Consider the following 26,513-nt stretch of genomic DNA (forward strand, 5'->3'; position numbering starts at 1 on the left):
ACTAAAAACTTATACATTATGAAAACTAAACTAATACCCTTACTCTCATTATGTTTTCTCCTTGTTTTCTCATCACTTCGTTGCAACAAAGATGACGATGGTGTTTTTAAACAAAAACGCCCCACAGAACTTCCCCCCATTACAACAGAAGGCAATAACACCTTTGGCTGCTATGTGGACGGAGAACTGCTTGTGCCTTACCCTAGAAAAGCGATAAAAGATAATTTTGGAGGCTTTTATTACTCAGGGAAGTGGGGCATAGAGTATCATGGTACATTTGATATGTTTGCTACCATGTATGGTATTCAAGAACGTGAAAGAAAGGTTGTTAACATCAGGTTAGACAGAAGAATCTTTGATGTGGGAGAATATTTACTATATAGCGACTCACTTAGAAATGGTAATACTCTTATAACCCAATACAATAATGCAAGTTTGAGAGTTTATGATGAATCTGGTTCTAGGGTATTTGAATCATGGAGAGTTCCCAACCCCAACAGTGGTCGCCTAAATATTTTGCGGCTTGACACGCTAAACCGAATTATGGCAGGCACCTTTTACTTTGACGCTGTCAACAAGGAGGGAGATACTATAAAAGTAACAGACGGCAGATTTGATTTGAAATATGCATATTAACTTAAAAATAATAAATCATGAAAACTAATCCAATATACTTATTTTCATTGCTCTTACTCCTTGTTTTCTCATCACTTCGTTGCAACAAGGATGACGATGGTATCTTTAAACAAAAACGCCCAACAGAACTTCCACCGATTACCACAGAAGGCAAAAACACCTTTGGCTGCTTAGTGGACGGAGAACTACTTGTACCTTACCCTAGAAAAGCGATAAAAGATAATTTTGAGGGCTTGTACTATTCTGGAGTATGGGGAGATGAGCATCACGGCTCATTTCACATGTTTGCAGCTATGGATGGTATTCAAGGACATGAAAGCAAGGTAATTAATATCAGATTATTTAATAGAGTATTTGATGTAGGAGAATATTTATTATTTAACGACTCTCTTAATAGTGGTAATACTAATACAACTGATTATAATAATGCAAGTTTGAGAGTTTATGATGAGAAAGGAAAATCAACTTTTGAATCATGGAGAGTTCCCAACCCCAACAGTGGTCGCCTAAATATTTTGCGGCTTGACACGCTAAACCGAATTATGGCAGGCACCTTTTACTTTGACGCTGTCAACAAGGAGGGAGATACCATAAAAGTAACAGACGGCAGGTTTGATTTGAAATATTAACTAACTAAAACATATACATTATGAAAAATAAATTGACCAAACTGACAGTATGCATCTCGCTCTTTTTAGGGCTGCTGATTCACGCAAACGGACAAACCCCCTATGCCTACGAAGAGGATGACCCTGTGGGGGATTACACCGAATGGTTGGATTCCGTGTTTATGAATGTGAACATGGATGGACTGAGTACAAACCTGCTGATTGACAGGAGCCTCGGTATTCACAACCCCGCTCTTTATGACGGGTTTTCTATAGGTAATAACGTAAGTCCTTATCTGTTTGAGGGGCTGTAAATACCCTGTATATGTCCTGCACGGATACGCTGAACCCTCTTGTGGACTGGGAATACAATGTGGAGCCTGTGTGGAAGCTGAACAACAGCTATTTTTCAGCAAACATAGGGCTGCTGTTTTTTGATTACGACCGTGTAAAGCCCCATGCGCTTGACAGCGGTTTGCTGATAAGTGACGGGCAGTACCTGTACGACCCTGTTCCTGCCATAGGAAATCCTTTTGAAAAACAAGAACTTATGGCTTATTTCCCTTGCATTGATTTTGCTTTTTTCCTGCAAGAAAAACGAACCTTTTGACGGCACGTTTGAACTTAGCGGTACGGTTAGAGACGAACTGACGGGCAAGCCCATTGCTAATGCTGATGTGAGAATAATAGAAAGAGAACGAGGCTGGATGGTTGGCTATGCCGGCAAATTGGTTGGCTCTCAAATAGCCAATAAGCAAGGCGAGTTTGTAATTTCTTTTCCTGCCAAAGAGGACGGTTACTCCTATGAGATTGTTGCTACAGAAAATAACAAATATTTTGAAGACAATACACCTCCCTGGGTAGAATTTACCAAAAAAGGTAAAGGAAGGCAAGATATTACGCTGATGCCTTACGGGTATCTAAAACTTCATATTAAAGGGAATAAGGGGGGATATAGATTGAAAATAAATGGAATTTCAAATCATTATTTTTCAAATTCTGACACATTGCAAACCGTAAAAAAAACACCAAAACTAAATGCCGGTATTTATTATTTTGTTTATGATGTTAATAATGAGTTGCTTTACAATAAGATTGATACGGTTCTTATCCCCCCTCCCCCCGACACGGCTTATTATCTAATAGAGTTTTAATTTAAAAAAATAAAAGACATGAAAAAATTAAGAATCAAATTATTAGTAATCTTACTTTTTGGGGTGCTACTCACCAGTTGCAAAAAAGACCTGCCCTACGATGACGATTATGAAGTAAGCGGGTACGTGTTGGACGAACTGACTGGCAAACCTATTGCCTATGCCACCGTGGGTGTGTTACAAATAAGCCGAGAAGATTTCTTGGGCTGGGGAGCGAAAACAGTAGCGAGTGGCACAGCAGACAGCACAGGATATTTTAAGTACCATTTCCACGCCAATGAAAACGATAACCTCTACGAGCTGGTAGCACGAAAAGATGACCACTACTTTGAAAAGTCCAATTTTCCCGATATATCCTTTAACAAGAATGGTAAAACTACCCAAAATGTAACCCTTATGCCACATGGTTACCTGACCTTAGTTATTAAGGGAAATAAGGGAGGATGGACAATTGGTGGTATTGGTCAATATCGATTTTATAGAGGAGTTGACACATCTGTAACTCTTTATGAAACACCAAATCAAAATAGTGCTGTAAATTATGTTGTGAGAAATGAACAAGATAGTATTATTTACACTAGTTTAAATACAATCTTAATCCCCCTCCCCCCCCGACACGGCTTATTATCTAATAGAGTTTTAATTTAAAAAAATAAAAGACATGAAAAATCTATTACACATTATAGCAGCTTACTTTGTTTTGCTAGCTTCATTCAGCTTAAAAGCACAAACCCCACCGGGTAGTAGAGCTAATCTCAAAGAGATTATGGATTGGATTTATGCACCCATTGATAATTCTCAGTATATAAGCACAGGCTTATTGATGGATAAAGGCATGATGGATTCTTCTTTTTTTCTCGCATACCGACCAATGGCTCATAGACAGCAGAAGCCTTGCAGACGGTTTGTATTTTGTCCGAATAACAACAAGTAAAACAACCATTACCAAACAAGTCAGGATTTTGAGATAGAGCAACAAAAAAGCGGCTTTTTGAGCCGCTTTTTTGTTTTAAAACCAATGTGTTATTAAGCTGATTGCGAATTGAGTTTGTCTAATACAGACATCACTTCTCTTACATGCCCTGCAGACTCTTCCAACAATGCTTTTTCTTCAGCATTTAATTTTAGTTCAATAATTTTCTCAATACCGTTTTTGCCAAGAATAACCGGTACACCCAAGTAAATGTTATTCATGCCATACTCGCCTTGTAACCATGCACAAACAGGGAAAATCCTTTTCTGGTCGCGAACAATCGCTTCTACCATTTGTGCAGCAGATGCACCGGGTGCATACCATGCAGAAGTACCCAGCAGATTGACAATTTCTCCACCGCCTTTTTTAGTTCTTTCAATGATAGCGTCCAGCTTGTCTTTGGCAACCAGTTCGGTAACGGGAATACCGGCTACGGTTGTGTATCTGGGAAGTGGAACCATGGTGTCGCCATGTCCGCCCAACAACAAGGCTTGAATGTCTTTCGGAGAGCAGTGCAGTTCAGAAGCTAAGAATGCTCTATATCTTGCAGTGTCAAGGATTCCCGCCATTCCAAAAACTTCATGAGCAGGTTTTTTAGATGTTAAATATGCGCAATAGGTCATGACATCCAAGGGGTTAGAAACCACAATGATTTTGGCTTTAGGCGAATATTTGATTACATTTTCAGTAACAGTTTTTACAATACCTGCATTGGTAGAAATAAGGTCATCACGAGTCATGCCGGGCTTACGGGGCAAACCGGAGGTGATTACCACCACTTCTGAGTTGGCTGTTTTTGAATAATCATTCGTAGAGCCTGTAACTCTTGTGTCATAGAGGTTTACGGGAGCACATTCCCAAATGTCGAGCGCTTTTCCTTCGGCAAAATTTTCTTTGATGTCTAATAGAACTACTTCGCTCACAATGTCTTTTTGAGCCAAAACATCTGCGCAGGTTGCACCCACATTTCCGGCTCCGATTACACTAACTTTCATAATATTTTATTATAATTTTGATTGATTAAAAATTTCGACCGCAAAGTTACATTTATTATTACTAAAATGATTGATAAATCACGCTCTGCTTACAATTAAATGAAGTAAGAAATACCCGAGTTGGTGGTTAAGCTATGGTTATCTTTGTTATGCCAGGTCGTTTTGTCTTACAAGTCTGTCTGTATTTTGTCAGTTTCAATGGTACTTATTTGTTAAGAAATGCAGAATACATCCAAACCAATTTTTCTTGTGCCCGGATATAGTCACTCATGAGAGCATTTGTCCCCTCGTCTTCAGCGTCTGCGGATAGCACAAGTATTTCTCTTTGCAAACTAATCACTGTCTGAAATGAGTTGAGAATGTCAGCAACAGCTTTAAGTCCGTCCGAAATCTGATTGCTTTCAGAAATTTTTGAAACCTTCTTGTAATCAGAATATTTATGATTGGGCGTGTGTCCCAAAGTCAATATTCTTTCTGCAACCTCGTCAATTTTGATAAGTAAGTCATTATACAACTCTTCAAACTTTAAATGCAGTTCAAAGAATTTCTCTCCCTTAATATTCCAGTGAAACCCTCTCGTGTTTTGATAAAAAATGGAATAGTTTGCCAACAACTCATTTAGCTTGTCCGCTAAATGCTTGGACTTTGTGCTGTCAAGTCCGATTGCGTTTATTTTCTTCATCTTTGTATTTTTTGACAAAGGTAGAATTTAAATTAGTGTCAGAAAATGAATTCGTTCATGTCGCACTATGCTTGGATATAACGTCCTGCAGCTTGGCGATGTGGCGGATTTCAAGGCACTGACCTTTGAATTTTGCACTATCGTAAGCAAAAGCCATTTTCAGTTTTTAAATTTATACAAAAGTTAAGAAATGGCTTTTGCGGATTTGAAAAACTGCCGTTCAAATTACGCCTTCACCCGCCATTTTGCCAAACCGCTGTACCTGTTGCACGACTCAAAAGTAAAATAAAAATTAGAGTACAAAAAATGTCATAACAATTTGATAGTTAGTTAATTATGTATATTTTTGCACCATGCAAGGACATAAAAAATTCAATCCGCAACTCTTTTACGAACTCAGCTTAGACGGCTTGGTTCCTCAAGACAATTTCTACCGCAAAATAAACCGTGAATTAGAGTTTGGATTTTTATATTCCGAAACCAAAAAATACTATGGTACAGAAGGTCAGCAGAGCATTTATCCGGTAGTTTTCTTTAAGATATTATTAGTTGGCTTTTTGAACAATATCAACAGCGACAGAGCTTTGCTTCGCTATTGCAGCAACTGCTTGGATGTGCGTTTGTTTCTGGGTTACGACTTGAATGAAGAGTTGCCTTGGCATTCCACCATATCAAGAACAAGACAGCCAATAAACATGTATTGATGGCAGCTTTAGCCTACAACCTGAAAAAACTATTGAAATTTGTGCCTAAAAAAGTCCGGAGCAATGCCCAAGAATTAGAAGTTCCGCAAGGAATATTCGGGTGTATTCAAAACACGCTGCTCCAAATTGAAATAAGTCTTTTTAGCGCCACTCAAAAACACAGCTATTTTTCTCTGCTCCTCAACTAAACCTTGCTTAAATCGCTTCTAATAAAGCCGTTTTTTAGGCGTTTTCACTTTTAGTTTGAAGAAAGAGGTGGTTGTGCAACGGTTACCCGTGTTAGCGGTAGTTATTTTTGTTTTAAATATATATGTCTAATATTATTCACTCCACTATCTCTCTCGTCAATGTCAAATTTTTTGATGTCTTTTATTAATGGAAGTAATTTGGTAAATCCATAATTTCTTGGGTCAAAGTCTGGTTTCTTTTTAAGAATGTAGTTTCCTAAACTACCCAAAAATGTCCAGCCTGTTTCGTCAGCCAAATCGTTAACACTTTCTGTTATTATTCTAATTGTTTCACTATCTACTTTACTGATAGGTTCTTTCTTCTTCGGCTTGGCAATTGGTTTTGTTGTAGCTTTTGATTCAGCGGCCACTGTTTTAAGAATTTCTAAATAAATAAATTTATCACAAGCCGAAATAAATGGCTGTGGCGTTTTCTTTTCACCAAAGCCTATAACTGTCATTCCAGCCTCTCTTAGTCTTGTCGCTAATCTCGTAAAATCACTGTCGCTGGAAACAATACAAAAGCCATTTACTTTTCCTGAATACAAAATGTCCATAGCGTCAATTATCAATGCACTGTCGCTAGAATTTTTACCAGTAGTATAACTATATTGTTGAATTGGGGTGATTGCATTTTCTAAGAGAACATTTTTCCAGCCCGAAACAGTAGACTTAGTCCAATCTGCATAAATTCTCTTTATTGTTGGTGTTCCGTTTTTTGCGATTTCAGCAAGCATTTCTTTTACGTTCGAATAAGGAACATTGTCTGCGTCAATTAATACTGCAAGTTTATCTTCTGTCATGTGTTAATGTTTTTTGTCGTCTGTTATAATTCTGACTAACGTTTTTTTATTGTTGTTCATAATCAGGTTGTTGCCAATCCTAAGTCTTGATTAGTGAGTTCAAATTTAGTGATTTGTTTTCGGATACGCTTCACTAAACCGAGTTTTCTTTTTTCGTCAAGGAACAGGTAATCTGTTGGTGGTTTATAAGGCATATTTTTCACCACCATATTCCAAAGTATAACGGCAAGTTTTCTGGCAGTTGCACTCACGGCTACGGTTCTGTTTTGCGGTAACACACCCTGTTGAAGAAGTTGGACAGTGTGTGTCTTTGAGATTTCCTATTGCATTGGCTGCATTGCGAAGAGCAATTTTAAGTCTGTTGCTTCCTTTTGGTGTTTTGGAACTGAGCAGTTTTCCCCGCTTTTACTTTATTGTTCGGTGCAAGTCTTAACCAACTTGTAAAATGCTTTGCTGTTTCAAACTTATGAAAACCTTCGTCCTATTTCACTGATGATGCTTAGGATAGTTGCGTGGCTCATTCCTTCAATACTCATCAAATCAACTCCGCCAAAATATTGGTAAGCAGTTTGATTCAGGTCTATTCCTTTAATGGCATTTTTATTGATTCTTTGTGAGTTTTATCTGTGGTTTTGAGTTTTTTTCTTCTCAGGGTCGGTGTTGATTTGTTGTTTAAGGAAGGTCTGATTTGTTTATCACATTCAGCGATTTTCTTTTGGTAAAACTGATACGATTCCAACTCCTGTTTCAAGCCAAATAGATAATCTTCCCTGTTGTTTCCTTTTAAGGCTTTGGCAATTTCCTCTTCGATTTTTCACTGCCGTGTCGGTGGTCTGATAATTTTTCAGGGTCGAGATTGCCTTGGCAGATGTCGGTATGATTGCCATTCCGGTAAGTCCGCAAATATCATTGACCACTACATCCAATCGGAAGTTGAGTATTTTGATACTTCTGCATTTTGTGCGATGCTTCGCTGCCAGAGTGTGCTATTTTGTGTTCTTGACGGCAATAGGTGCGCAATTTTCGGTAGTTTCATCGGGCAGAAACTGCTTGTGAGTAAACCTATACTATGCAGTTTTTGAATCCACCGGGCATTTCATCGGTCTTTTTGCCCTTGATGTTTTTGGTGAATCGCTACTGCAAGGTCACTTCAAAACCGTGCTTAATAAGTTCTACATACAGATTTTGCCAATAATTGCCTGTGCTTCCATTGCCACCGAAGTAACTTCCGTGTTCTTTTTCAGGTGCAAACAGATGTCGGTTAAATCATCGGCATATACGCCAAATTCCTTAACATCTTCGAGAGCTTGCCCAACAGCCACATAGTGGCTTCTGCTCCCAATGTCAATGCCTGCACAATGTAGATGGATAATGTCCATTTCCATTTTTTTCTTTGCCATTTTCTTTTTTTAATTGGTTAATAAAAATGGCTCAAAGAGAATGTATATTTGCACTGAAAATTATTCTGAACGGGGTCTTCGCCAAGGCGAGCCACCACTGAAATTATCACCAAGTCCGAATTGCGAGTTCGGACTTTTTACATTCCAACCAGAATGACGCACGAGCTTCAAAGCACCAATGCTTAAAAGGGTCTTTCAATGAGCCGTGGCAAATTTAACAAGAGTTGTTGTCGGGTGGCACTCCCGTTAGCACGAGAAATTATTTTCTTGCGGAAAAATGGGGAATGACCGCCAACGTTTTCGGGCTTTGCGTTCGGGCGGGTTTCGGAGCACTTCACTGTCACCCAGCACAAAAGTTTGATAGGTGTCTCGTCCTAAAAAAAGTTTACAGTTTGTGTTGCTAAATCCTGATACAAGTTTACAATAATATTTACATCCTGTCATGGGTTTACAAAATTAGTTTTTTGATAGGATTTCCAAAGTCTATTAAACTTTCGTGTATGGGTTTTAAAAACATGGTTTGGGGTTTGATTTTCTAAACTCAAATGAGGTCTTTTTTGGTTGTAAAGTTGAATAGTTTGAGCCAAAATAGCTTTAGCTTGAGCCATGTTTTTAGGGTTGTATTGGTAAAGGTATTCTTCTTTTAAAATTCCATTTACTCTTTCAGCGTAGGCATTGTCTGTGGGTTCGCCTGACTCGGTCATGCTTATTTTGATGTTGTTTTCTAGGAGCTTGGCTACATATTCGGCAGAGCAGTATTGAGAGCCTCTGTCTGGAGTGATGGATGATGTGGGCGGTTTGATGGGGTTTGTAGCAGATAGCCATATTTAAGGCTTCCAGACTTGATTGAGCTTTTAGGTTATTATCCAGGCTGTATCCGTTGATTTTACGTGAACGCACATCGGTTATCAAATCAATGTAAAAGGTGTGGTTGCCGGATTTTAATAAGTGATGTCACTAACCCAAAGGTGGTTTATGGTGGTTCGCCTCATGTTTTTTACAAGGTTTTGGCCACTTGCGCATCCAGTGTTTAGAAAAGGTTACTTGTACCTGTCTTTTTCGTTTTTTAACAAGCATTTTGTGATGCCCCAGAAGGTCAAACAGAGCATCTCGCTCTAATGTAATTTGATGTTCATGGAGGAAAGGGTACAGCAAAAACCATGAGTTTTCTTGGTACCCAATCGTGGATGTTCTTCCCGAATCATTTTACCTGTTACAGTAGAATCATTTTCGTTGTGGAAACTTTTATGTTCTTTTGTTCTAAAATGCCGGATAGAACGATTGCCTCGAAACACCAAATAACCGACAATAATCGCTTAGGCTATGTTGCGAATAGGTCATTTTCATCTCAAGGATTACTTGGTGTCTGACTTTTTTAAGATAGGGATATTCATTTCATTTTCAGCCTTTTCTATCACTTCCAGCATTGTTTTACTTCTGCACGCAGTTTTTCTTGTGTTAGTTTGGCTTCCAGCTCTTGATTTTTTTTCTGAAGCGCTTTGTTTTCAAGCTCCAATTTGCCCGCTCTTTCTTTTTTAAATGATGTTCTTTCACGAAGCCAAGGTAAGGCGTTTTTGCAAAAGGATCTACAATTCCAAATTTTCGCATCCAACGGGTAATGGCACTGTCTGCTTTAATACCGTACTTTTTTTGAATTGATTCTTTGGAAGCGTTACCATCCAAATACTCTGCAATAACTTTTCTTTTGAATTCGTCATCGTGAAAAGTAAGCGTTCTTTTTTGCTTTTTAAACAACTGATTTTCTGTTTTTTTGTCTGTCATAGTTTACTTTTTTAAAGGTTAAAATGTGTAAACTTATTTCAGGACAAGACAAGAAGTACAAAGCTTGATTAAACCACTGAACCCGCTTTTTTGCCAAACGCATGTTAGCACCAGTGCTTCCTTGTCTGCCGTGGTTTGTCGGTCTATTTGTTGTTGTCATTTTCATTGTCTTTTGTCGTGCGGTGGGGCATTTTTTAAAATTTCTTTTTCTCTTGGGTTGGCTTTGCAAGCTCTTTGACAAAGCTTTGGTCTGTGCCTGGGCTTGCGGGGCTTTGGCAATGTGCTTGCAAAATACGTGGGCTTGTTGTTAGTATGTCCATTCTCCGTGGCTTACTGGTAAACGATTTAATTCTTCTCTATAAAATTTCCATTGGGGCATATGCTTTTCCATTAGTGAAAGAAATCTGTCGTTGTGATGTCTTTCCAATAGGTGAATGAGTTCGTGAACGATAATATATTCCAAACAGTGAATCGGCTTTTTTGCTAATTCAAGGTTTATCCAGATTCGTTTTTTCTCAATGTTGCAGGTTCCCCATTTGGTTTTCATTTGTTTTACTTGCCAGTCCGCAACGGTTACACCAATTTGCTGTTGCCATTTGTCAATAAGTGGTTGAACGAGTTTCTTTAATTCTGTCCTATACCATTCGTTGAGAATGGTTTGTTTCTGTTCCGTTGTCGTGTTGGGTCTTACTAATAAATCAATGTAGGTCTTTGTCTTTAGTTCAACTTTGGCAGGTGCATCGTTTTCGGTAATTCTCAACAAGTAGCGTTTCCCTAAAAAGTAATGGCTTTCCCGTTCTTTGTATTGTCTGGGTGCTTGTCTGTCTTGTGCTTCAAAGTTGCGTTGGTGTTTACGTATCCAACTGATTTTTGAAATGGCAAAAAGTTTTACCGCTTCATCATTTACTCGCAAGGGTGCAGCAATACGAACCCTGCCTGTTGGCGGATAAACAGCCAAGTGCATATTCTTGATGTCTTTGCGAACAACATCAATACTTAGATTGGAAGTGATATGTAAAACCTTTACTTCTTCCATTGTTTACTTGTATTCTCTTTGTTGTTTAATCACTTCAAAAATGGGGTCTAACTTTTCTGCCTTGTCGTATTCTTCCAATACTGGTTTTACAACCTTATTTTTCAAATGCTTTTCTTTAGAAAGTGTTCCTTCCCAATCATCGTGTTTGCCATAAATCACGGCACTGTCCATCGCAATGGTGCATTGTTCGTCTCGGTCAAGATTGTCATACAATGCCCGTTTGGCTTGGGTGTTGATGCTTGACGGATATTCGTTACTGGTTTCGGGCTTTTTGATTTTTACCGCCAGTTTTACAATCTCTTCTATGTATTTCTCGTAGGCTTCCGCTTCTTCATTGCGGAGTTTAATGAGTTCGTCCAACAGCACACTCATTTTCTCGTAATAAATCGGGTTGGTCGGACTTTCTTCTATGATTACTTTTCGCAAGTTGTTCTCAATGGTTTCTGCCATCGCTTCTTTGTTCTTCTTGATATTCTCAGGAAGTTTATCCAAAGCTCCTTTTCCGTCTTTCACCAACAATTCCACCAAACTGAAATCATCAAAAGCTGACACTTTTTTGCTTTCTTCAGCAGCAATGTAACTGTCAATCAAATGCCGCATTGCAGGTTCGTATTGTTTCAAATCCACCCAGTCGCCACTGGCTAACTGGATTTCCTTTCGAACATTTTCAAAGTGTTTGATTTCCTCTTTTATCTTCTCGATTTGAGCCGCAGCGTAGCCCGCTTCTTCCATTTCATCGGCTATGTTAGCATAAGCTCTGATTAATGAAATAACGGCCTTATACAAAGCAACTCGTTTGGGTTCGGTGTCTTTCAGGTCTTCTTTGATTTGCGGATTTCCGCAGAAGAAAGCAATGTATTGTTGTGTACCTTTTGGTGGAACTACATCTTCGCATAAGCCTCTGATGGTTTCCAAGGCATCGTCCAAGCGTTCTTTGCCTTTTGCCAAGCGGTCAGAAAGCAAGCCTTCTACATCTTTTTTGTCGTAATCTTCAAAGGCTTTGGAAGTAAAATCCTTGTAGGCACTTTCCAGACTGCCGAACAAATCTTTATAGTCAATGATGTAGCCGTAATCTTTATCATCCCCATCCAAACGGTTTACACGGCAAATGGCCTGAAACAAACCGTGGTCTCGCATACTTTTATCTATGTACAAATAGGTGGCACTAGGTGCATCAAAACCTGTGAGCAGTTTGTCCACCACAATCAGCAGTTTCATTTGGGCAGGTTCGTCAATGAAGCGCTTTTTTACTTCGTCTTCAAAGTCTTCGGGAGTTTTGCCGTTGAGCATTTTTTGGTAAATGTCATACTGCATCAACTTTTCGGTGTAGCCTTCGCCTTCGCCTTTAATGTCGCTGTGCGAAGGGGCAAATGATGTAACGATAGCACAACGGGTAAATCCTGAATCCTGAAACAACTGATAAAAGCGGCAAGCGTTGTAAATACTATCCGAAACCAAAATGGCGTTACCTCTACCGTTTTGCAAGCGTTCACGGGTTTCCATATCCAGCAGAATATCGGCAACGATTTTCTGCAAACGCCCTACTGAACTGAACACCTTTTTCATTGTGCCCCATTTTTGTTTCAGTTCGGTTTTGGCAAAATCGGTCAAGCCTTTTGTTTTGCTATCAAACCAGGCGTCAATCTTATCCAGTGAAGTGATTTTCTGCTCAATGTCACGGGCTTCATAACGCAAATCCAAAACAACACCGTCTTTTACGGCTTCATCAAATTTGTAGGTATGAATGTATTTGCCAAAAATTTCAATGCTCTTTTGTTTGTCGGCTTTCATTAGTGGCGTTCCCGTGAAACCAATGAACAAGGCATCTTCACCCAAAATCTTCCGCATTGCTTTGTTCAGGTCTCCGCTTTGGCTTCGATGACATTCATCTACAAATACATAAAACTCGCCTTTGGGTTTGAAATCTTTGGGCAAACTGTTTTTAAGTTCTTCCAGATAGCTGTCGTAGTCAGCTTCTTCTTTGTTGCCGAATTTGTGAATGAGTGAACACAACAACCACGGGGTAGTGGCATTGAGTTTTTCAATCAAATCGGCTCCGCTTTTGGTGCGAAGTATGTGCTCATCTACGCCTTTGAAAACTTTTTCTATTTGCTTATCCAGTTCGTCACGGTCGGTGATGATGAGCACACGGGCATTGGGGTTAAACTCCCGAATCCACTTGGTAAGCCACACCATTGTTAAACTCTTACCACTGCCTTGCGTGTGCCATATAATACCGCCTTCGTGGTTGCGGATGCTTTCTTGTGCGGCTTTGATACCGAAATACTGATTGGGGCGGCAAAATTTCTTTTGCCCACGGTCAAACACTACAAAATCGTGCAGGATTTCAATGAGCCTTTCTTTACCCAACATTTCAATGATGTTCTTGTCGAGCAGGTTTTCTGCTTGGGATGCTTGTTCCCTGATGGGCTTGGCCAGTTCCAGCAGGTAAGTATCGTTGGGGTTAAATTCTTCATTGACCTCTTTCCATTTCAGGTAATACTTTTCAGGGGTGTCAATGGCTGCATACCGCAATCCTTCCACATCTTGCCCTGCCATCACTAACTGAATGGTGGTGTAAAACGGTTTGATGAAGAGATGCTTTTGGTTGTCGTTGTTTTGGCGAATACCTTCCGAAACAGAAACCGTGCTCCGTTTCAATTCCAATACGCCAAGGGCAATGCCGTTAATGTACAGTACTATATCGGGGCGTTTGTTGTGCTGCCCTTTGATGGTTACTTCTTCGGCTATGGCAAAATCATTTTCAAGCGGATTTTTCCAGTCAATCAGGTAAACGGTTTCTTTGTTTTGACCTGCTTCTTCTTTTACATTGATACCATAACGTAGTGCAGCATATACATTTTTATTGGCCTGATACAGGTCGTCATTGGTATTGATGGTAGCAATTTTTTTAAACTCATACAGCACCTTGCCAATCAGGTTTTCGCTGTGTCCTTTTTTGGTAAGATAAGCCGTGAGCAAAGCTTCATCTATATTGCTGTTGTCTTCTTCTTTTTCAAGATTACCCAAATAATCATATTTTAAAACTTCCTTGAAAAGCTTGACTACACGGTTCTGGGTGGCACGTTCTATTTGTCCTACTTTGCTCATTTCTAATTATGTTTTAATCGGTAATTCAATGCCTATTTTGAAAAACCTTTTGTATTCTTTTTCTTCTTCAATTTTGAAATTATCACCTGTAAAATCTATTCGGTTTGCTCCCTGATTAGAGTAAATTACAAGGCAGTCGATTACCTTATCATCTTCAATTTCCAAAAACTTGTAAATCTTATTCAGTCTTGCGTAACCGCTTATTTGTCTAATGTCTTCGGTGCTAATATTGCCGTTTTGGTATTTTGGTTTGTATTTAGCATCCACCACCATTTTTGTTGAACCATCATTGCTGTTTACAATAAAATCGGGCTCCAGATAATTGAATTTTTGATGATAGGTTACTTCTTTATGATGCGTAAACCGTTCTTTCAGTTTTGAAAATACATACAACTCAAACAGTTTACTCATATCAATCCAAAATGGTGGAGTATTGATTGTGGTAGAATTGGCTGTTGAAATGTTGTACCCGTATCTTCTTAAAATATGCTTCGCAAATTTTAATGCTTGCTCATATTCTTTATAAAGTTTGTTCGGTTTGATGCTTTTCAGTTCTTCAATGTTTACTTCGCTATCTACATTGAGAAAAGCGGGTTGTATATAATTTACTAATCCATTTAATGAAGAAAGTTCAACGCCTTTTAAATTTTCCATTGCTGCTATGGAAAACGCCAATGCTTTTTTCAAAACTTTGTTTTCAGTGCTATTAATACCAAACTCTGAGTATTGGCAATAACTATAAAGCATTTTATTATTGAAATGATTTTTCTTGATAGTTTCGTTGATCAAGATTTTGCCTTTCACTTTTGCATTTAGATTTTTTGTAACCGTGTAATACGATTTTTTTAATCCCTTTTGCACAATCTTTTTAAGGATGTTGATGTATTGAATAAGAAGTAAAGGCGTTAATAAATCTTGTTTTTGCTCAATGGCAATACTGGGCTTCTCAAAGTTGATTTCACAAAGTTGGTCTAAGTGGTTATAGTTTTCAGGCTCTTTCAATACATCAAAAAGCATTTTTACATAATTCACCTCTGAAGTATCATCATCCAGCTTTGGTTTTACATAAATCGGCAGTTCATTTTCCACAATCCAGTCAACACCTACGAAGTAGGATGTTTCAAAGCGATAGGGATTGGTTTCATCTTCGGTGTATAGGATTTTAAAGCAGTATGCTTTGTTTTCGCCACGCTGTATGGATTTGCTGTAATGCTGATTATTTAACGCAGCAGCAAAGCGTTCAATATCATCTATTGACCTTGGATTTCTATAGCCATATTGTTCGCTAAGTACAATCATTTTCTATAGTGTGTTAATAATGGTTTCTGCACTTTTTTTCAAAATACCATCTTTTACATACTCTTTCAGAATGGGAACAATTTCATATTTCTTCCTCAACGAAAAATCGCCTTCGCCTTTGATAAAATAGCTATGCCCTAACCACACATCTTCGGGTCGGAATTCTTCTGATAAATGCTCAGACAGTTTTAGTTCAACCGTATTGTCTTGCAAATACTCGTCAAGGTTTTGTATAAATAAAGCTGAAACATTTTTGAATAATTCCAATTCAAACGAATCGCCTTCTAACACTTTTGGCAATACATCAATAAATGCAAAACGTCTTCTTATAGCATAATCAATATGCCCAACACTTCGGTCGGAGGTATTCATTGTTCCAATGATGTACAAGTTAGGTGGAATAACGAGTGTATTATCATCGTCTATCGGGTACATACTTTCTACTTTTTCACCTCTGTATTCCAAAGCATAAATCAATTCACCCAAAACGGCAGGCAAATTGGCTCTGTTTATTTCATCTATGATGAGTACAAATATTTTCTCAGGAATACTTTCAGATGTTTCGATGGGTTTTAAGTTGTTGTCAGCAATATATTTTTTGAACAACTTTAAGATTTCAAGCCAATAGGTTGATAAACTTTTTGCAGTTTTGGTTAATTCCGGGTTGTCTTTTATTTGTCTTCTTGTTGTGGTGTCAGCCAAATACATTTTTATTATGTCCGAAACAGGAACACCACCATCCACTTCCCAAGCATCGGAATTGTATCGAATACTGTTTTCAGTAATACGATTGATATATACTTTGCCTGTAATCATTAATTTTTCATCCTTTTCCTCGATTTGTTCGGCAAGAAAATCTTTAAAATCTTCCAACGTTTCTTTTACCCAGGTTTCTCTTGCCACTTTCTCTTTCGGCTCAGTGGCTGCTTTCCAGTTCTTATAGGCTTCTTTGGCAAAGTCCGCCAATAGTTTATCCTTTGTGACGTAATTTATTTGTATTCCCTTGCTTTCGGCCACAATACCTCTTACAAAATCTTCATAGGAATAGGCAGGATGAAACTGAATAAGCTTGAATTGCTCAGTTTCTTCTAATCTCTGTTTTTGTTTTTTCTTATCATCGGTAATGTCATTAAAAATTATTTTTTCTGCAATATCTTTTGCGGTATATGTTTTGCCTGTTCCGGGAGGGCCTTGCAGAATAATTTGTCCTTTTGATGTTAGAATATCAATGCTATTATTAATGCTCATAGCTACTTTTTTAAAGTTGTTTTTTTCTGTAAAAATGATTTGGTAGACTTCAAATTGATTCCTTAAATCGGAAAGGATATTTTGAAAATCATTATCCTCAACGAAGTATTTATTCCCTCGTTCTTCTGCTTCAACCGTCTTGCCAAAAAGCGTATATTGGTCGTGCTGCGGATTTCTCAGTTGATCTATATTGCCATAAACAAAACCATAGTCTGGCAATATTTCTCTGATTCTTTTTTCATATTTTAGAAATGCAATCATAAACGGCTGCATATACTCAACCGTACTCATTTGATTCGCAAACGGAACGTATTGTGTATTGAAGCCTAATCCGTATCTTATTTCCAAATCATCAACGTTAAAGGCAATATGATATTGCACCTCTGTTCCTCCACCTTCGTTTATTGCCCAATCATTGCCTTTTGATTGGTCGTAAGTAAACAAAATGCCCCGTTTTGGCACTTTACCCAACCCAGCTAACTCCTTTCGCTTTCGACCAAATTCATTACAGAATTCGTCTAAAGCCGTATTGATTTGATTGACTAAATCTCCTATGTTTTCAAATTCCATATTAAATCAATCGTATTTTCCCCGTTAATAAATTCTGCATCATCCCCAGTTTTACCTTGCGGTATTTCTCCAGTTTGGTCTCTAAAGCCGTAATCTCTGAATCCATATCGGATAGGATGGTGGCGATGCGTGTTTGTTCTTTGCTTATCATTTGTCTGAATCAGGATTTGGTGATTTTATGATTTGCAGGATTTTGGTTTTCCTGATATTTCTTATTGAATACTTTTTTGAATTGCAGGCTGGTACTTCCGAAGTTGATAAGCAAGCCGATCAGAAAGTCATATGCTACTACATAGTTTTTGGCCTGTGCCAAATGCACATCTTCTAAGTTTATTAAGGCTTTTAACTCTACAATAACCTGACCTTCCACTACAAAATCTGCCCTACGTGTGCCTACTTCAATGCCATCGTAATAAATGGTTTGTTCGACTTCCCTACCAAAACTCAAACCCGCTCTTTCCATTTCAATAGCCAAGCATCGCTGATAAATAACTTCCTGAAAGCCATTGCCCAAGGTATTGTGCACCTTCATCGCACAACCGTTTATTTTGTATGTGATTTCGTCTAATGTCATACAACTTCATTTTTAATCCTGTCAATCCCTGAATCCTGCAAATCCTGATTCAGACGTATTTTCCCCGTTAATAAATTCTGCATCATCCCCAGTTTTACCTTGCGGTATTTTTCCAACTTGGCTTCTAAAGTAGCTATCTCTGCATCCATATCGGATAGGATGGTGGCGATGCGGGTTTGTTCTTCTTTTGTGGGTGGATAGAAGATTTTCATACTTCTAAACTTTGGCAATGTGATTACATATCTCTTCCCCGAGCCTTCACAGATTTGCTCTGCCTGACCCAAAAAGTATTTTGTTTTGAATATGTATGTCCTGAAATTTAAATCCCAATCTTCAAACAAACGCAATCTTACAAGGTGGTAACTATAAACAGCATCAGGAATATCTTCCATAGCAACAGCTGAAACAGCTATGTCATAACGCATTTCTGATGATGGTGTAAAGAAAATGTCACCTTGTTTTACTGAACATTTATTCGCTTTATGAGACGGAGCAGTAACCCAATGATTTAATTCTTTTGAATATATAAAATCACGGTTGAATACGTCCATATAGTTTACAAGTCTGACAGGTGTTTCACCTTCTACTATGAGTTTATCTACACCTGCACCAGTAATTTCCCCAATTTCTCCTAGTGACTTATTTAGCCAACCTTCTTTCGGTTGCAGCAGTTGTTGCATTGCCCCTTGTTTAATGTTGCGTTTTTTGGCAATGAGTTTTTCTAAACTGTTTATCAAGGCATCGGCATCGGATAGGGCGGTGGCGATGGCGCTTTGTTCGGCTTTGGTGGGTGGAAGGGGGATCAGTATTTTCTTTATCAATTCACCACTTAAATTCTCTTGGTTGCCTGTATTGCTTAGATTTCTTATTTCATCATAACGACCAGAAAGATTACAAAAAACATACTCCTTTAAAATATCCTTATTGACGTAAATAGCAGCACAAGCTTGATTAGTTGTTGCATCAATTCCAAGTATTGCAACTTTTCCTCTTGTTTTACCTTGGCCATACATAGCCATCAAGAGAGTTCCTTTTTTATAAATTTTAGCTGCTGAATTATTCAATCCCTCTTCGGTAATAAATTCAAATGATTGGTTTATCGTATTGAAGTCTATCTGTGAAGTTGTAACCCAAGGTATACCACCGTTCCAATAGGCCGCAATTCCTCTATTTGGCGTACCGCCTGAGCTAATATTTGAAATTGAGCCCAACTCAACAAGCTCCCAATCACTTGGAATCAGCCCTACTTCTGTTTGTTTATATTTTTCTGTTACTTTCATTTCACAAGTTTCAATTTTGCCAATACATCGGCTGTGAGTGAATCCATTTTAGAGAAGGCAAACCATTTCTTTCCCAAATCTTTTAATGATGCTCCCAAATGGTAGAGTTCTTTTTGGTCAATAATCAAAAAACGGTCGTGGCTATTGGCAAAGGTTTTGAGGGCAATGGGCGGGTATTGGCTATTGTGCTTATCTAAATCTAATTGCAATTGTTTAGAAATGGTTTTGGTGTAGATGGTTGCGTTTACATTTTTCGGGCGTTTTGCCAATAGGGTCAGCACGGTTTCATCCACATAGTTATCAATTAGTATAATATCGGTTTTTGCTTTTTTGATGATGTCTGCCACAAAAACATAGGCATCAAAAATCTGCCCTTCAAAGAAGATGCCCTGGTTGGGTAATTCTTGGGTTTTGAGTTGCAGAGAGATTTGTCTTACTTCTTTGTTTAAACTTTCGTAGTTGTTTTCAATTCTATCCATTCGTTGGTTTAAGGCATAGCCTTTCAGCAAATAATTCCTTAACACATTGGTAGCCCAAATACGAAATTGAGTGCCTTGTTTCGATTTTACACGATAACCAACAGATATGATCACATCGAGATTGTAGTATTCTATTTTACGATTAACTCTTCTGGCTCCTTCTATTTGAACTGTCAAGGATTCCTTGACGGTTGCCAATTTATCTAATTCTCCTTCTTTGAAACAATTACTTATATGCAAACTGATATTCTGTTTGGTTTGCCCAAACAATGATGCCATTTGCAACTGAGTAAGCCAAACGGTATCATCTTCTAACCTCACTTCAATATGTTCGGTTAGCTCATCTGGTCGATATAAAACTATTTCGTTTTTCATTTATTTTCTATCTTTGTCTCATCTTATTCCCGTTAGTCCCTGAGCGCCATTCAAACTAGCGGGTTTCGTTTTTTATAGGGTTTCCATTCTAAAACCCATCATTTCCAAGTGTTTATTTACTTTCTCCTCCAATAGCTTTACCTCATTGGTTTGTCTCGGCAGCGGTGTTTCGTAGCGTTCTGCCAGTTCCTTAATGCGTTGAGTCAGCCGTTGACTAATGCGTTCCATTTCGGTTTTTACGCTGCGTTCTATACTCGCCATCCATTTATCGTCCACCACCAATTGCTTTATCTCGTCTTCGGTGAGTGTTTTGTAACGTTCAATTATTTTTTTGTCAAGGTCGGCAGTAGCTTCTTTTATTTTTTTGTTCAGTTCAGTTTGTTTTTCGGTCAGTTCAAGATATTGCTCCAATACGGCTTGCTCGCCATAAGCTGCTTCGGGTTCGGCTGCCATTGCCAAGGTTTGTTTTTTGCCTTTAGGTTTAGCTGCCAATAATTCCTTCAATCGTTTCTGTACATTGGCTTTATTCACCTTATCCAGTTCGGCAAAGTATCCATCTTCGGCACTGTGCTCTTCTTCTAATTCCGTGAGTTTATTCGCAATGGCTTCTTTGTCGGCTTCCAGTTTTTCAATGGCTAGTTTCTCTTTTTGGAAATAGCGGTCTATCACCAAATACTTTGGCACCAAGTCGCAATCCCACACGGTGGCGGTTTTGGTTTGCTTGATGATGCTGAGTTCTGCTTTCCAGCCATCTGCTGAAATCTGATAGCAATCGTCTTGCATCACTTCATTCCAATAATTCATCAAATGCTGATATACATCGTATTTGTCCATCAGGGCTTTGCCTGTGTAGGTAGTCAGCACATCTTCCGAAATGCGGTAAATGGTTTGCTTGGGTTTAATGCCTGTTTTCAGCGTTTTCAGAAAAGCGGTGTTCTTGGTTTTCCAGCCTTCAAACACGGCATCCATTTCTTTGCTGAACTCTACAAACTCAGGGTGTGAGAATATCTCATTCTTCACTTGTGCAGGTTCAACGGTAAGCTGCGAATAGTTTTTGCGTCCGTCTTTAAACAGTTGCTTGCGAAGCGAAGGGTACACTTTCCAATATTCTTCCAGTGCATCAATGTCGGCATTGGGAATATCGCCAAACAAATGGGCAGCAATGTCTTGTATGTCTTCGGTTTCCTGACTGTCGATGTAGCGTGGAATGTTCAGGTTAAAATCATTTTTCGGGTCGCTGATTTCTTCCACACTCACTAGTCGGCTGTATTTGGGCAGTTCAATCTGTTTGTTGAACACGTCCACAATCTTGTGAATGTCTTGTTCACGAAGACGGTTTTTGTTGCCGTCTTTGATGAAGCCCTTGCTTGCATCCAACATAAAAATGTGTTTGCGTTCATCGGCTCCTTCCTTGTCCATCACAATGATGCAGGCAGGAATACCCGTGCCATAAAACAAGTTGGCAGGTAAACCGATAATGCCTTTGATGTAACCCCGCAAAATTAAACTCTTGCGGATTTCAGCTTCTGCATTGCCACGGAACAACACACCGTGCGGAAGAATGCAAGCCCCTTTGCCTGTGCTTTTTAGTGATTTGAGAATGTGAAGTAAAAAGGCATAATCGCCATTTTTATCGGGTGGCGTTTTATATGTTGCTTTACCAGTTTTAGCACTTTCTTCTTCGTCTTTTTCAAAACGTCCGTACAAGTCGTTTTGCGGGTCGAAGCCCGTTGCCCAGTTCTTGGATGAAAAAGGCGGATTAGCAACCACAAAGTCAAAAGTTTTCAGGTGGCCGTTGCTGTCCTTGAAAAACGGGTCGGATAAAGTGCTTTGTCCTCGGTGAATTTCAATGGCTTCCTGTCCGTGCAGAATCATATTCATTCGGGCAAGGGCAGCCGTTGCCACATCTTTTTCCTGTCCGTAAATAGTACCTTTGCCATCGGCTTCGTCCAGTGCTTTCAACAACAACGAACCCGAACCACAAGTAGGGTCATAAAACGTAGTGCGGTTGGTAGCGTTGTGAATGTTGAGCACCTTAGCCATTACACGACTCACTTCGCTGGGGGTGTAGAATTGTCCTTTGCTTTTGCCGCTTTCTGTGGCAAAGTTTTTCATCAGGTATTCAAAGGCATCGCCCAGAATATCATCGCCACCTGCACGGTTTTTAGAAAAGTCGAGTGCAGGATTTTCAAAAATGGCAATCAGGTTGCTCAACCTGTCCACCATTTCTTTGCCTTTGCCCAGTTTGTCGTCATCGGCAAAGTCGGCCACATCAATCACTCCTTTCAGGTCGTTGGCCTTAGCCAGTTCCCCAATAATGATGTTGATTTGGTTGCCGATGTCTTTGTTGCCTTTCAGGGCAATCATATCCTTGAAACTACCACCTTCGGGGATTTCAATAATTGCATCAGGGTCGTTGGCGTATTTATCACTCACATACTTTATAAACAACAACACAAGGATATAGTCCTTGTATTGGCTTGGGTCCATTCCGCCTCTTAGTTCGTCACAACTTGCCCACAGTGAGCTGTATAATTCAGATTTTTTGATTGCCATTTAATCGCTGTCTTTTATTTCGTTAGTTCTTTTACTTTTTCCTTCACTGAAAAATGCATTTCATCTTCCAGATTTTGCCTTAAAAAATTGTAAGCCCACTCAGGCAATAGCGGACTGTTAATGCGTTTAAGATAAATTTTATCTTGAATTTGACGAATTAAATGTGTTTCAACTTGGTCATTGATACGAAGCATTTCTAATCGTCCTTCGATTAAGTCCTTCAGTTCTTTCAGGTTTTCTATTGCTTCTTTATTTGTGCTTATTTGCTTGTATGCCAACACAAATACTGGTAGTGATGGGAATAATACAGTTGAAATGAAATTTGGAACCGTCAATCCATTTTGGCCAGCTACAATTAATAGAATTAAAAATGTAGCAGCAGCCAGTAATAAAATTGTATTCGTATAGCGTTGTCTTAATGTAAAATCGTAACTGCAATTGGTTCTTTGGCAAAGTATTGTAGCAATGTTTGTATTTACCGGCAATACTTCATTTGAATACCAACCGTAGAGTTTATCTAGCTTATTCTTTTTTATGTACTTATTGTAAAATCTTAAAATGATACCATCATCAGGTTTTGCACTAATAAGTGTCTTGTTCCAGTCAATCAATAAAACCGAAGTATCAAATTTTTCCTGAATAGAAGCAGCTAGCTTCTTTAATTTCATTGCTCTGTCTTCACAGAAAAATTCAAGAAATGTGGCAATGATGCTATAAAGTACAAAAATCCAAACTATGCTTTGTTCTTCCTTTCCCAAAAGTGGCGTTACAATTGAAATCAAAATTGGAATAGGCACAGCAATTAATACCTGAAAAGCAAATGTTGTTTTGCCATTCATATATAGCTGTTTTTGTGCCGCCAAGTATTTAATACTTGTATCAGAGTCTTGCTCCTGAATTATATGTTTGCCAATCTCACTCATACTTCGGGAATTTGTCTCCAAAAATTTCTATCCATTTGCTAATGGCATCTTTATGATTGTTTTGAGATTCCAACTTTCTTGCTTCAAAAGCTTTTACATAATCTTGATAAGCTCTATCCTTAATTTTCTTTCGGTCTTCTGAACTCAGATTATTTAAGTTGCCTTGAATACCCTTAGGGTCATTCACAGTGTAAGAAACTCTTCTATGGATTTCTAACAAAACCTTTTCGATTTCTATATCCACATATTGAGAAGCAACGGTTGTTTGTTCAGCGTAGTAATCAAGTATCATATTTTCGAGCAAATAAGAACCCATTGAGGGCATTGTTGCTCTGCTGTTCCAATATTTAATTTCACGAATTACGTTCAGAATATTTCCTTCGTGAGCCTGATTAATTTTGGTAATTCTTTCACTATCAATTCTCGGGTCGGTTTTTTTCCAGTTTCCGCTACCGTCTGGAATTATGTAGTATGTCCGATTGTATACATCTTCTTTGGTAAAAAAGCACGGCACAATATCAAATACCCAATCATAAGATTCTAGATTAAGCGTTGCTGCTTCTAAGTTTCTTTTAATTTCTGCCTTTTTATACTGCGGAACGCTTACAAGTTTTGCGATAAAGGCATTAATTACCTTTCTGGAATTGAGAATGCTTGTCCCTTCGTTCACATAGTCTTTAAAGCGGGTAGCGGTATCAGGTGCAGTTATTTCGATTTTGTCAGGAAGTTCGTTGTATGTGCAGCCGTCTGCTTTCATACAAATCATAATATCAATGTCGTCTAGGGGACGCTTTTTTGTCCGCCTGGAGAACGAGCCAAAGAAGATGTTCTTTTCTGAGTATATACTTGGAAATTTTGAGTCGCCATCAGGAAATGTTTCTATCTGTCCAACCAACCAGTCACGGCTGCCACGGGCTTTCTTCGTCTTATCAGGGTCAAGGTTAACCGTGTCGGCAAGGAATTTATTAAATGCTTCGTTTACTGTTTTAGCCATAGATTAATTCTTAAAAGGAATAATACAAAGGGCGGATTTACTCACTTTATGTGCGATGGCAAAAAACGGCTCTTTTGGTTTTGCGAAGGGTTGGCTTGTGTGTCGGGCAAAACCAAATGTGCCGTTTGTGCGGCTGGCTAAAAGAAATTTTAAAAAATGCGAAGGGAGGGTTTTCTCTTTCTTTTCTGTCACCTGTCCCAATAGCAAAACACGGTCAGATTGAAAGTCTGTCCGCTTGGTCGATATGGTCTGTATGTTGAGTCCATTTTCAGTCATTGTCTTGCTGTGTCGTCTGTCTTTTTAGCATTGGTGGTAACGGTTAGCATAAACGCAGTATGCGAGGCACGAGCATATTGTCGTTTTATGCAGTGTTAGTGATAGGCTCTTCAAATCTCTTTTGGGTGATAAATTTTTCTATGTTATTCAAGAAAATTTCGCAAATATTTTCCAACAACTCAAAGTATTTCTCAATTTGCGGAAGCTCAAATAAATATGCATTTTCTCCGTGGGCAATCTTGTTTCTAATATCTACAAGTCTATCTAAGTCATTTTCATATTTAGAAAAATCTTCTACATCAAGTAAGAATACATTGCATAATTCCCCCAATACTTTATAGTTTAAATTTGACTTCGTATTTACTTTTTTTTCAAAAGTTAAATGGTTATTTAATCTATCGAAGAACGTTTGTGTAAAGTCACATCTTTGCTCTAAAGATTGATTGGACTGAAGTCTTTTGAATTTTTCACCAACACTAAGAACAAATAATTTTATTGGTACATTAGAATGTGAAAGTTTACTTCTATTTAACCCCTTTATTAGGCTAGTTAATGAACTAACTACCAATCCTTCCCAATGAGCATAAATCATAGGAACACAAAGGCGTAGAAAAAATCCTCGATTCTCTTCTGGAAGTTGACTATAAGTCATTTTCATTTTGGCAACATCCTTAGTACGCCAATCATTGTCAAGTCTTATCTCATCTATCAAATTAATTTCCATTCGGGTCAAATATTTCAAATGCTTTTAAAACTCTACTTTCAATTCTAGATTGTGAATATGCAGAGAGACCAGCATCCTTATATTCAGGGCTAGTTTTTAGTTCACTAATTTTGTTTTCAAATGCCTCACTATTGTTTTCATATTGTGTCCAATACTTATTTAGTGAAAGCATAATTGCATCGAAATAGTTTGGAGTAAATATTCCATTGCTAGCTCTAAATATTGTGTAGTCAAAGTTGTTGTTCAAATAGTTGAGATATTTTTCAATACATTCCTGTTCCGCTAATTTGTCGAAGCCAATTTCCTGCTTTGCAACTCTTCTCATATAACTTGATAAATGGTTTGGTAAATTCTTCTCAAGTTTCAATGAATCATTTTTGAATGTATAAAATCTCAATACCAATTCTTCACAAAACATTTCCTCTATCTGTTTATCTGTTGGCTTAATAATATTTCTAAACAATTCACTAGTACCAATATCGATTAATAAAGAATTAAGTTCATTGGAGTGCCCTCTAAAAATACAGTTTCTTATTTCTTGTTCAGACAAGGGAGAGCCACCTGTATTTAGCCTGTTAAAGAGTTCATATCGCATATCAACATCGCTGTCCCATTTAATTATTTCAACTCTACATACAGATCTTTTAATAGAATTTTTAAGCAAAATACCAATATTATTTACTGTTTTGCCCTTTAATTCTTCAATTAAGTCGCCTTCTTCAAGTATTAGGTTGTTTTTAGTTTCATTCTCAGTTAATAAGCCAAAAAATGAAAATATGGAGCTTATTCTCTGCAAACCATCAACAAGTTCCCATTTACCTTTATCGTCCTCTGCTACAAAAATTGGAGGGACAGGAATTCCAAGTAAAATTGATTCTATAAATCTTGTTTGCTGAAAGATATCCCATCTAAATGTTCTTTGATATTCAGGTGTTATAATTAATGATTTATCTTCATAAATATTCATAAGTTCACCAAAGGACATATCTAAGCGGTCAGCCCTCAAGTTATTGCGTCTTTTCTGTATTGTTTCTTCTAAGTTCATTCATTATTTGTTTTTAGCTTATCACTAACTCGCATATACCCCTCACAAAATGTCGCCAA

30 protein-coding genes and 1 pseudogene are annotated in these 26,513 nt (G+C 38.2%); 9 read left to right on the top strand and 22 right to left on the bottom strand.

The window, feature by feature from the left end:
• The first annotated feature begins 18 nt into the window (after positions 1 to 18).
• Genes M9892_05620 through M9892_05650 form a run of 7 tightly spaced genes read left to right on the top strand, consistent with a single transcriptional unit; the run spans position 19 to position 3,332 of the window.
• Positions 19 to 636, top strand: coding sequence for a hypothetical protein (locus M9892_05620; GenBank protein ID MCO5253828.1), 618 nt, complete (start codon positions 19 to 21; stop codon positions 634 to 636).
• Between the two features lie 17 nt (positions 637 to 653).
• Positions 654 to 1,265: a hypothetical protein gene (locus tag M9892_05625; GenBank protein MCO5253829.1), complete on the top strand. Its 612-nt coding sequence runs from the start codon at positions 654 to 656 to the stop codon at positions 1,263 to 1,265.
• A gap of 20 nt (positions 1,266 to 1,285) precedes the next feature.
• Positions 1,286 to 1,558 carry a hypothetical protein gene (locus M9892_05630; GenBank protein ID MCO5253830.1) on the top strand — a complete coding sequence of 91 codons (273 nt, stop codon included), beginning with the start codon at positions 1,286 to 1,288 and terminating at the stop codon, positions 1,556 to 1,558.
• 11 nt (positions 1,559 to 1,569) lie between these two features.
• The gene (locus M9892_05635; GenBank protein ID MCO5253831.1) at positions 1,570 to 1,854 is read left to right on the top strand and encodes a hypothetical protein; all 285 of its coding nucleotides are present in this window, start codon (positions 1,570 to 1,572) and stop codon (positions 1,852 to 1,854) included.
• A complete protein-coding gene (locus tag M9892_05640) occupies positions 1,778 to 2,398 on the top strand; it encodes a carboxypeptidase-like regulatory domain-containing protein (protein MCO5253832.1) in 621 nt (206 codons plus the stop codon). The genes M9892_05635 and M9892_05640 overlap by 77 nt, the downstream gene beginning before the upstream one ends.
• A gap of 18 nt (positions 2,399 to 2,416) precedes the next feature.
• Positions 2,417 to 3,046 (top strand): carboxypeptidase-like regulatory domain-containing protein, encoded by a 630-nt coding sequence (locus tag M9892_05645; protein MCO5253833.1) that lies wholly within the window; start codon positions 2,417 to 2,419, stop codon positions 3,044 to 3,046.
• A 13-nt stretch (positions 3,047 to 3,059) separates the two neighbouring features.
• Entirely contained in the window at positions 3,060 to 3,332 is a 273-nt protein-coding gene (locus tag M9892_05650) for a hypothetical protein (GenBank protein MCO5253834.1), read from the top strand.
• 92 nt (positions 3,333 to 3,424) lie between these two features.
• Here the strand turns inward: M9892_05650 and mdh are convergent, their stop codons facing one another.
• Positions 3,425 to 4,366 carry a malate dehydrogenase gene (gene mdh, locus M9892_05655; GenBank protein MCO5253835.1) on the bottom strand — a complete coding sequence of 314 codons (942 nt, stop codon included), beginning with the start codon at positions 4,364 to 4,366 and terminating at the stop codon, positions 3,425 to 3,427.
• A gap of 205 nt (positions 4,367 to 4,571) precedes the next feature.
• A complete protein-coding gene (locus M9892_05660) occupies positions 4,572 to 5,048 on the bottom strand; it encodes a DNA starvation/stationary phase protection protein (protein ID MCO5253836.1) in 477 nt (158 codons plus the stop codon).
• Between the two features lie 353 nt (positions 5,049 to 5,401).
• Between M9892_05660 and M9892_05665 the strand changes: the two genes are divergently transcribed.
• Both M9892_05665 and M9892_05670 read left to right on the top strand, forming a co-directional pair.
• On the top strand, positions 5,402 to 5,752 hold the full coding sequence (locus M9892_05665) for a transposase (protein ID MCO5253837.1): 351 nt from the start codon (positions 5,402 to 5,404) through the stop codon (positions 5,750 to 5,752).
• Positions 5,752 to 5,940 (top strand): hypothetical protein, encoded by a 189-nt coding sequence (locus M9892_05670; protein MCO5253838.1) that lies wholly within the window; start codon positions 5,752 to 5,754, stop codon positions 5,938 to 5,940. The genes M9892_05665 and M9892_05670 overlap by 1 nt, the downstream gene beginning before the upstream one ends.
• A 101-nt stretch (positions 5,941 to 6,041) precedes the next feature.
• Here M9892_05670 and M9892_05675 read toward each other — a convergent pair whose 3' ends face one another.
• The 20 genes and pseudogenes from M9892_05675 to M9892_05770 form a co-directional block, all read right to left on the bottom strand.
• Entirely contained in the window at positions 6,042 to 6,782 is a 741-nt protein-coding gene (locus tag M9892_05675; GenBank protein MCO5253839.1) for an NYN domain-containing protein, read from the bottom strand.
• 62 nt (positions 6,783 to 6,844) lie between these two features.
• Complete coding sequence (locus M9892_05680; protein ID MCO5253840.1) at positions 6,845 to 7,060, bottom strand: hypothetical protein; 216 nt, start codon at positions 7,058 to 7,060, stop codon at positions 6,845 to 6,847.
• A gap of 894 nt (positions 7,061 to 7,954) precedes the next feature.
• Positions 7,955 to 8,182, bottom strand: a complete 228-nt coding sequence (locus M9892_05685; protein ID MCO5253841.1) for a hypothetical protein — start codon at positions 8,180 to 8,182, stop codon at positions 7,955 to 7,957.
• A 246-nt stretch (positions 8,183 to 8,428) separates the two neighbouring features.
• On the bottom strand, positions 8,429 to 8,626 hold the full coding sequence (locus M9892_05690) for a hypothetical protein (GenBank protein MCO5253842.1): 198 nt from the start codon (positions 8,624 to 8,626) through the stop codon (positions 8,429 to 8,431).
• On the bottom strand, positions 8,623 to 8,886 hold the full coding sequence (locus M9892_05695) for an integrase core domain-containing protein (protein MCO5253843.1): 264 nt from the start codon (positions 8,884 to 8,886) through the stop codon (positions 8,623 to 8,625). The genes M9892_05690 and M9892_05695 overlap by 4 nt, the downstream gene beginning before the upstream one ends.
• A gap of 754 nt (positions 8,887 to 9,640) precedes the next feature.
• Positions 9,641 to 9,964, bottom strand: a complete 324-nt coding sequence (locus tag M9892_05700; protein MCO5253844.1) for a transposase — start codon at positions 9,962 to 9,964, stop codon at positions 9,641 to 9,643.
• A 307-nt stretch (positions 9,965 to 10,271) separates the two neighbouring features.
• A complete protein-coding gene (locus M9892_05705) occupies positions 10,272 to 11,000 on the bottom strand; it encodes a M48 family metallopeptidase (GenBank protein ID MCO5253845.1) in 729 nt (242 codons plus the stop codon).
• A gap of 3 nt (positions 11,001 to 11,003) precedes the next feature.
• The gene (locus M9892_05710; GenBank protein ID MCO5253846.1) at positions 11,004 to 14,111 is read right to left on the bottom strand and encodes a type I restriction endonuclease subunit R; all 3,108 of its coding nucleotides are present in this window, start codon (positions 14,109 to 14,111) and stop codon (positions 11,004 to 11,006) included.
• Positions 14,112 to 14,117: 6 nt separating this feature from the next.
• Positions 14,118 to 15,410: an McrC family protein gene (locus M9892_05715; GenBank protein MCO5253847.1), complete on the bottom strand. Its 1,293-nt coding sequence runs from the start codon at positions 15,408 to 15,410 to the stop codon at positions 14,118 to 14,120.
• A gap of 3 nt (positions 15,411 to 15,413) precedes the next feature.
• Positions 15,414 to 17,228: an AAA family ATPase gene (locus M9892_05720; GenBank protein ID MCO5253848.1), complete on the bottom strand. Its 1,815-nt coding sequence runs from the start codon at positions 17,226 to 17,228 to the stop codon at positions 15,414 to 15,416.
• Position 17,229: 1 nt separating this feature from the next.
• Positions 17,230 to 17,370 (bottom strand): annotated as a pseudogene (locus M9892_05725) (restriction endonuclease subunit S).
• Between the two features lie 18 nt (positions 17,371 to 17,388).
• Positions 17,389 to 17,802, bottom strand: a complete 414-nt coding sequence (locus M9892_05730; protein ID MCO5253849.1) for a GxxExxY protein — start codon at positions 17,800 to 17,802, stop codon at positions 17,389 to 17,391.
• On the bottom strand, positions 17,799 to 19,082 hold the full coding sequence (locus tag M9892_05735) for a restriction endonuclease subunit S (GenBank protein ID MCO5253850.1): 1,284 nt from the start codon (positions 19,080 to 19,082) through the stop codon (positions 17,799 to 17,801). The genes M9892_05730 and M9892_05735 overlap by 4 nt, the downstream gene beginning before the upstream one ends.
• Entirely contained in the window at positions 19,079 to 19,936 is an 858-nt protein-coding gene (locus M9892_05740; GenBank protein ID MCO5253851.1) for a virulence RhuM family protein, read from the bottom strand. Before M9892_05740 ends, M9892_05735 begins: the two co-directional genes overlap by 4 nt.
• A 72-nt stretch (positions 19,937 to 20,008) precedes the next feature.
• A complete protein-coding gene (locus M9892_05745) occupies positions 20,009 to 22,492 on the bottom strand; it encodes an N-6 DNA methylase (protein ID MCO5253852.1) in 2,484 nt (827 codons plus the stop codon).
• A gap of 14 nt (positions 22,493 to 22,506) precedes the next feature.
• Positions 22,507 to 23,415 (bottom strand): S-4TM family putative pore-forming effector, encoded by a 909-nt coding sequence (locus tag M9892_05750; protein MCO5253853.1) that lies wholly within the window; start codon positions 23,413 to 23,415, stop codon positions 22,507 to 22,509.
• On the bottom strand, positions 23,408 to 24,409 hold the full coding sequence (locus M9892_05755; GenBank protein ID MCO5253854.1) for a nucleotidyltransferase: 1,002 nt from the start codon (positions 24,407 to 24,409) through the stop codon (positions 23,408 to 23,410). Before M9892_05755 ends, M9892_05750 begins: the two co-directional genes overlap by 8 nt.
• Before the next feature lie 3 nt (positions 24,410 to 24,412).
• Positions 24,413 to 24,685, bottom strand: coding sequence for a hypothetical protein (locus M9892_05760; GenBank protein ID MCO5253855.1), 273 nt, complete (start codon positions 24,683 to 24,685; stop codon positions 24,413 to 24,415).
• Between the two features lie 85 nt (positions 24,686 to 24,770).
• Positions 24,771 to 25,409, bottom strand: coding sequence for an MAE_28990/MAE_18760 family HEPN-like nuclease (locus M9892_05765; protein MCO5253856.1), 639 nt, complete (start codon positions 25,407 to 25,409; stop codon positions 24,771 to 24,773).
• Positions 25,399 to 26,454, bottom strand: a complete 1,056-nt coding sequence (locus M9892_05770; protein MCO5253857.1) for a DUF262 domain-containing protein — start codon at positions 26,452 to 26,454, stop codon at positions 25,399 to 25,401. The genes M9892_05765 and M9892_05770 overlap by 11 nt, the downstream gene beginning before the upstream one ends.
• Between the last annotated feature and the right edge of the window lie 59 nt (positions 26,455 to 26,513).

It is taken from the genome of Bacteroidota bacterium (assembly GCA_023957335.1).
GTDB lineage: Bacteria > Bacteroidota > Bacteroidia > NS11-12g > UBA955 > JALOAG01.

What these genes read in the sequence shown, in the direction of transcription:
- M9892_05635 (MCO5253831.1), top strand. Translation starts at nt 1,570, where the DNA reads ATGTCCTGCACGGATACGCTGAACCCTCTTGTGGACTGGGAATACAAT.
- M9892_05660 (MCO5253836.1), bottom strand. Translation starts at nt 5,048, where the DNA reads ATGAAGAAAATAAACGCAATCGGACTTGACAGCACAAAGTCCAAGCAT.
- M9892_05730 (MCO5253849.1), bottom strand. Translation starts at nt 17,802, where the DNA reads ATGACATTAGACGAAATCACATACAAAATAAACGGTTGTGCGATGAAG.
- M9892_05715 (MCO5253847.1), bottom strand. Translation starts at nt 15,410, where the DNA reads ATGATTGTACTTAGCGAACAATATGGCTATAGAAATCCAAGGTCAATA.
- M9892_05740 (MCO5253851.1), bottom strand. Translation starts at nt 19,936, where the DNA reads ATGAAAAACGAAATAGTTTTATATCGACCAGATGAGCTAACCGAACAT.
- mdh (MCO5253835.1), bottom strand. Translation starts at nt 4,366, where the DNA reads ATGAAAGTTAGTGTAATCGGAGCCGGAAATGTGGGTGCAACCTGCGCA.
- M9892_05675 (MCO5253839.1), bottom strand. Translation starts at nt 6,782, where the DNA reads ATGACAGAAGATAAACTTGCAGTATTAATTGACGCAGACAATGTTCCT.
- M9892_05760 (MCO5253855.1), bottom strand. Translation starts at nt 24,685, where the DNA reads ATGACTGAAAATGGACTCAACATACAGACCATATCGACCAAGCGGACA.
- M9892_05620 (MCO5253828.1), top strand. Translation starts at nt 19, where the DNA reads ATGAAAACTAAACTAATACCCTTACTCTCATTATGTTTTCTCCTTGTT.
- M9892_05745 (MCO5253852.1), bottom strand. Translation starts at nt 22,492, where the DNA reads ATGGCAATCAAAAAATCTGAATTATACAGCTCACTGTGGGCAAGTTGT.
- M9892_05750 (MCO5253853.1), bottom strand. Translation starts at nt 23,415, where the DNA reads ATGAGTGAGATTGGCAAACATATAATTCAGGAGCAAGACTCTGATACA.
- M9892_05695 (MCO5253843.1), bottom strand. Translation starts at nt 8,886, where the DNA reads ATGACCGAGTCAGGCGAACCCACAGACAATGCCTACGCTGAAAGAGTA.
- M9892_05685 (MCO5253841.1), bottom strand. Translation starts at nt 8,182, where the DNA reads ATGGCAAAGAAAAAAATGGAAATGGACATTATCCATCTACATTGTGCA.
- M9892_05705 (MCO5253845.1), bottom strand. Translation starts at nt 11,000, where the DNA reads ATGGAAGAAGTAAAGGTTTTACATATCACTTCCAATCTAAGTATTGAT.
- M9892_05735 (MCO5253850.1), bottom strand. Translation starts at nt 19,082, where the DNA reads ATGAAAGTAACAGAAAAATATAAACAAACAGAAGTAGGGCTGATTCCA.
- M9892_05665 (MCO5253837.1), top strand. Translation starts at nt 5,402, where the DNA reads ATGCAAGGACATAAAAAATTCAATCCGCAACTCTTTTACGAACTCAGC.
- M9892_05630 (MCO5253830.1), top strand. Translation starts at nt 1,286, where the DNA reads ATGAAAAATAAATTGACCAAACTGACAGTATGCATCTCGCTCTTTTTA.
- M9892_05710 (MCO5253846.1), bottom strand. Translation starts at nt 14,111, where the DNA reads ATGAGCAAAGTAGGACAAATAGAACGTGCCACCCAGAACCGTGTAGTC.
- M9892_05700 (MCO5253844.1), bottom strand. Translation starts at nt 9,964, where the DNA reads ATGACAGACAAAAAAACAGAAAATCAGTTGTTTAAAAAGCAAAAAAGA.
- M9892_05625 (MCO5253829.1), top strand. Translation starts at nt 654, where the DNA reads ATGAAAACTAATCCAATATACTTATTTTCATTGCTCTTACTCCTTGTT.
- M9892_05690 (MCO5253842.1), bottom strand. Translation starts at nt 8,626, where the DNA reads ATGACAGGATGTAAATATTATTGTAAACTTGTATCAGGATTTAGCAAC.
- M9892_05770 (MCO5253857.1), bottom strand. Translation starts at nt 26,454, where the DNA reads ATGAACTTAGAAGAAACAATACAGAAAAGACGCAATAACTTGAGGGCT.
- M9892_05670 (MCO5253838.1), top strand. Translation starts at nt 5,752, where the DNA reads ATGGCAGCTTTAGCCTACAACCTGAAAAAACTATTGAAATTTGTGCCT.
- M9892_05765 (MCO5253856.1), bottom strand. Translation starts at nt 25,409, where the DNA reads ATGGAAATTAATTTGATAGATGAGATAAGACTTGACAATGATTGGCGT.
- M9892_05645 (MCO5253833.1), top strand. Translation starts at nt 2,417, where the DNA reads ATGAAAAAATTAAGAATCAAATTATTAGTAATCTTACTTTTTGGGGTG.
- M9892_05720 (MCO5253848.1), bottom strand. Translation starts at nt 17,228, where the DNA reads ATGGAATTTGAAAACATAGGAGATTTAGTCAATCAAATCAATACGGCT.
- M9892_05755 (MCO5253854.1), bottom strand. Translation starts at nt 24,409, where the DNA reads ATGGCTAAAACAGTAAACGAAGCATTTAATAAATTCCTTGCCGACACG.
- M9892_05650 (MCO5253834.1), top strand. Translation starts at nt 3,060, where the DNA reads ATGAAAAATCTATTACACATTATAGCAGCTTACTTTGTTTTGCTAGCT.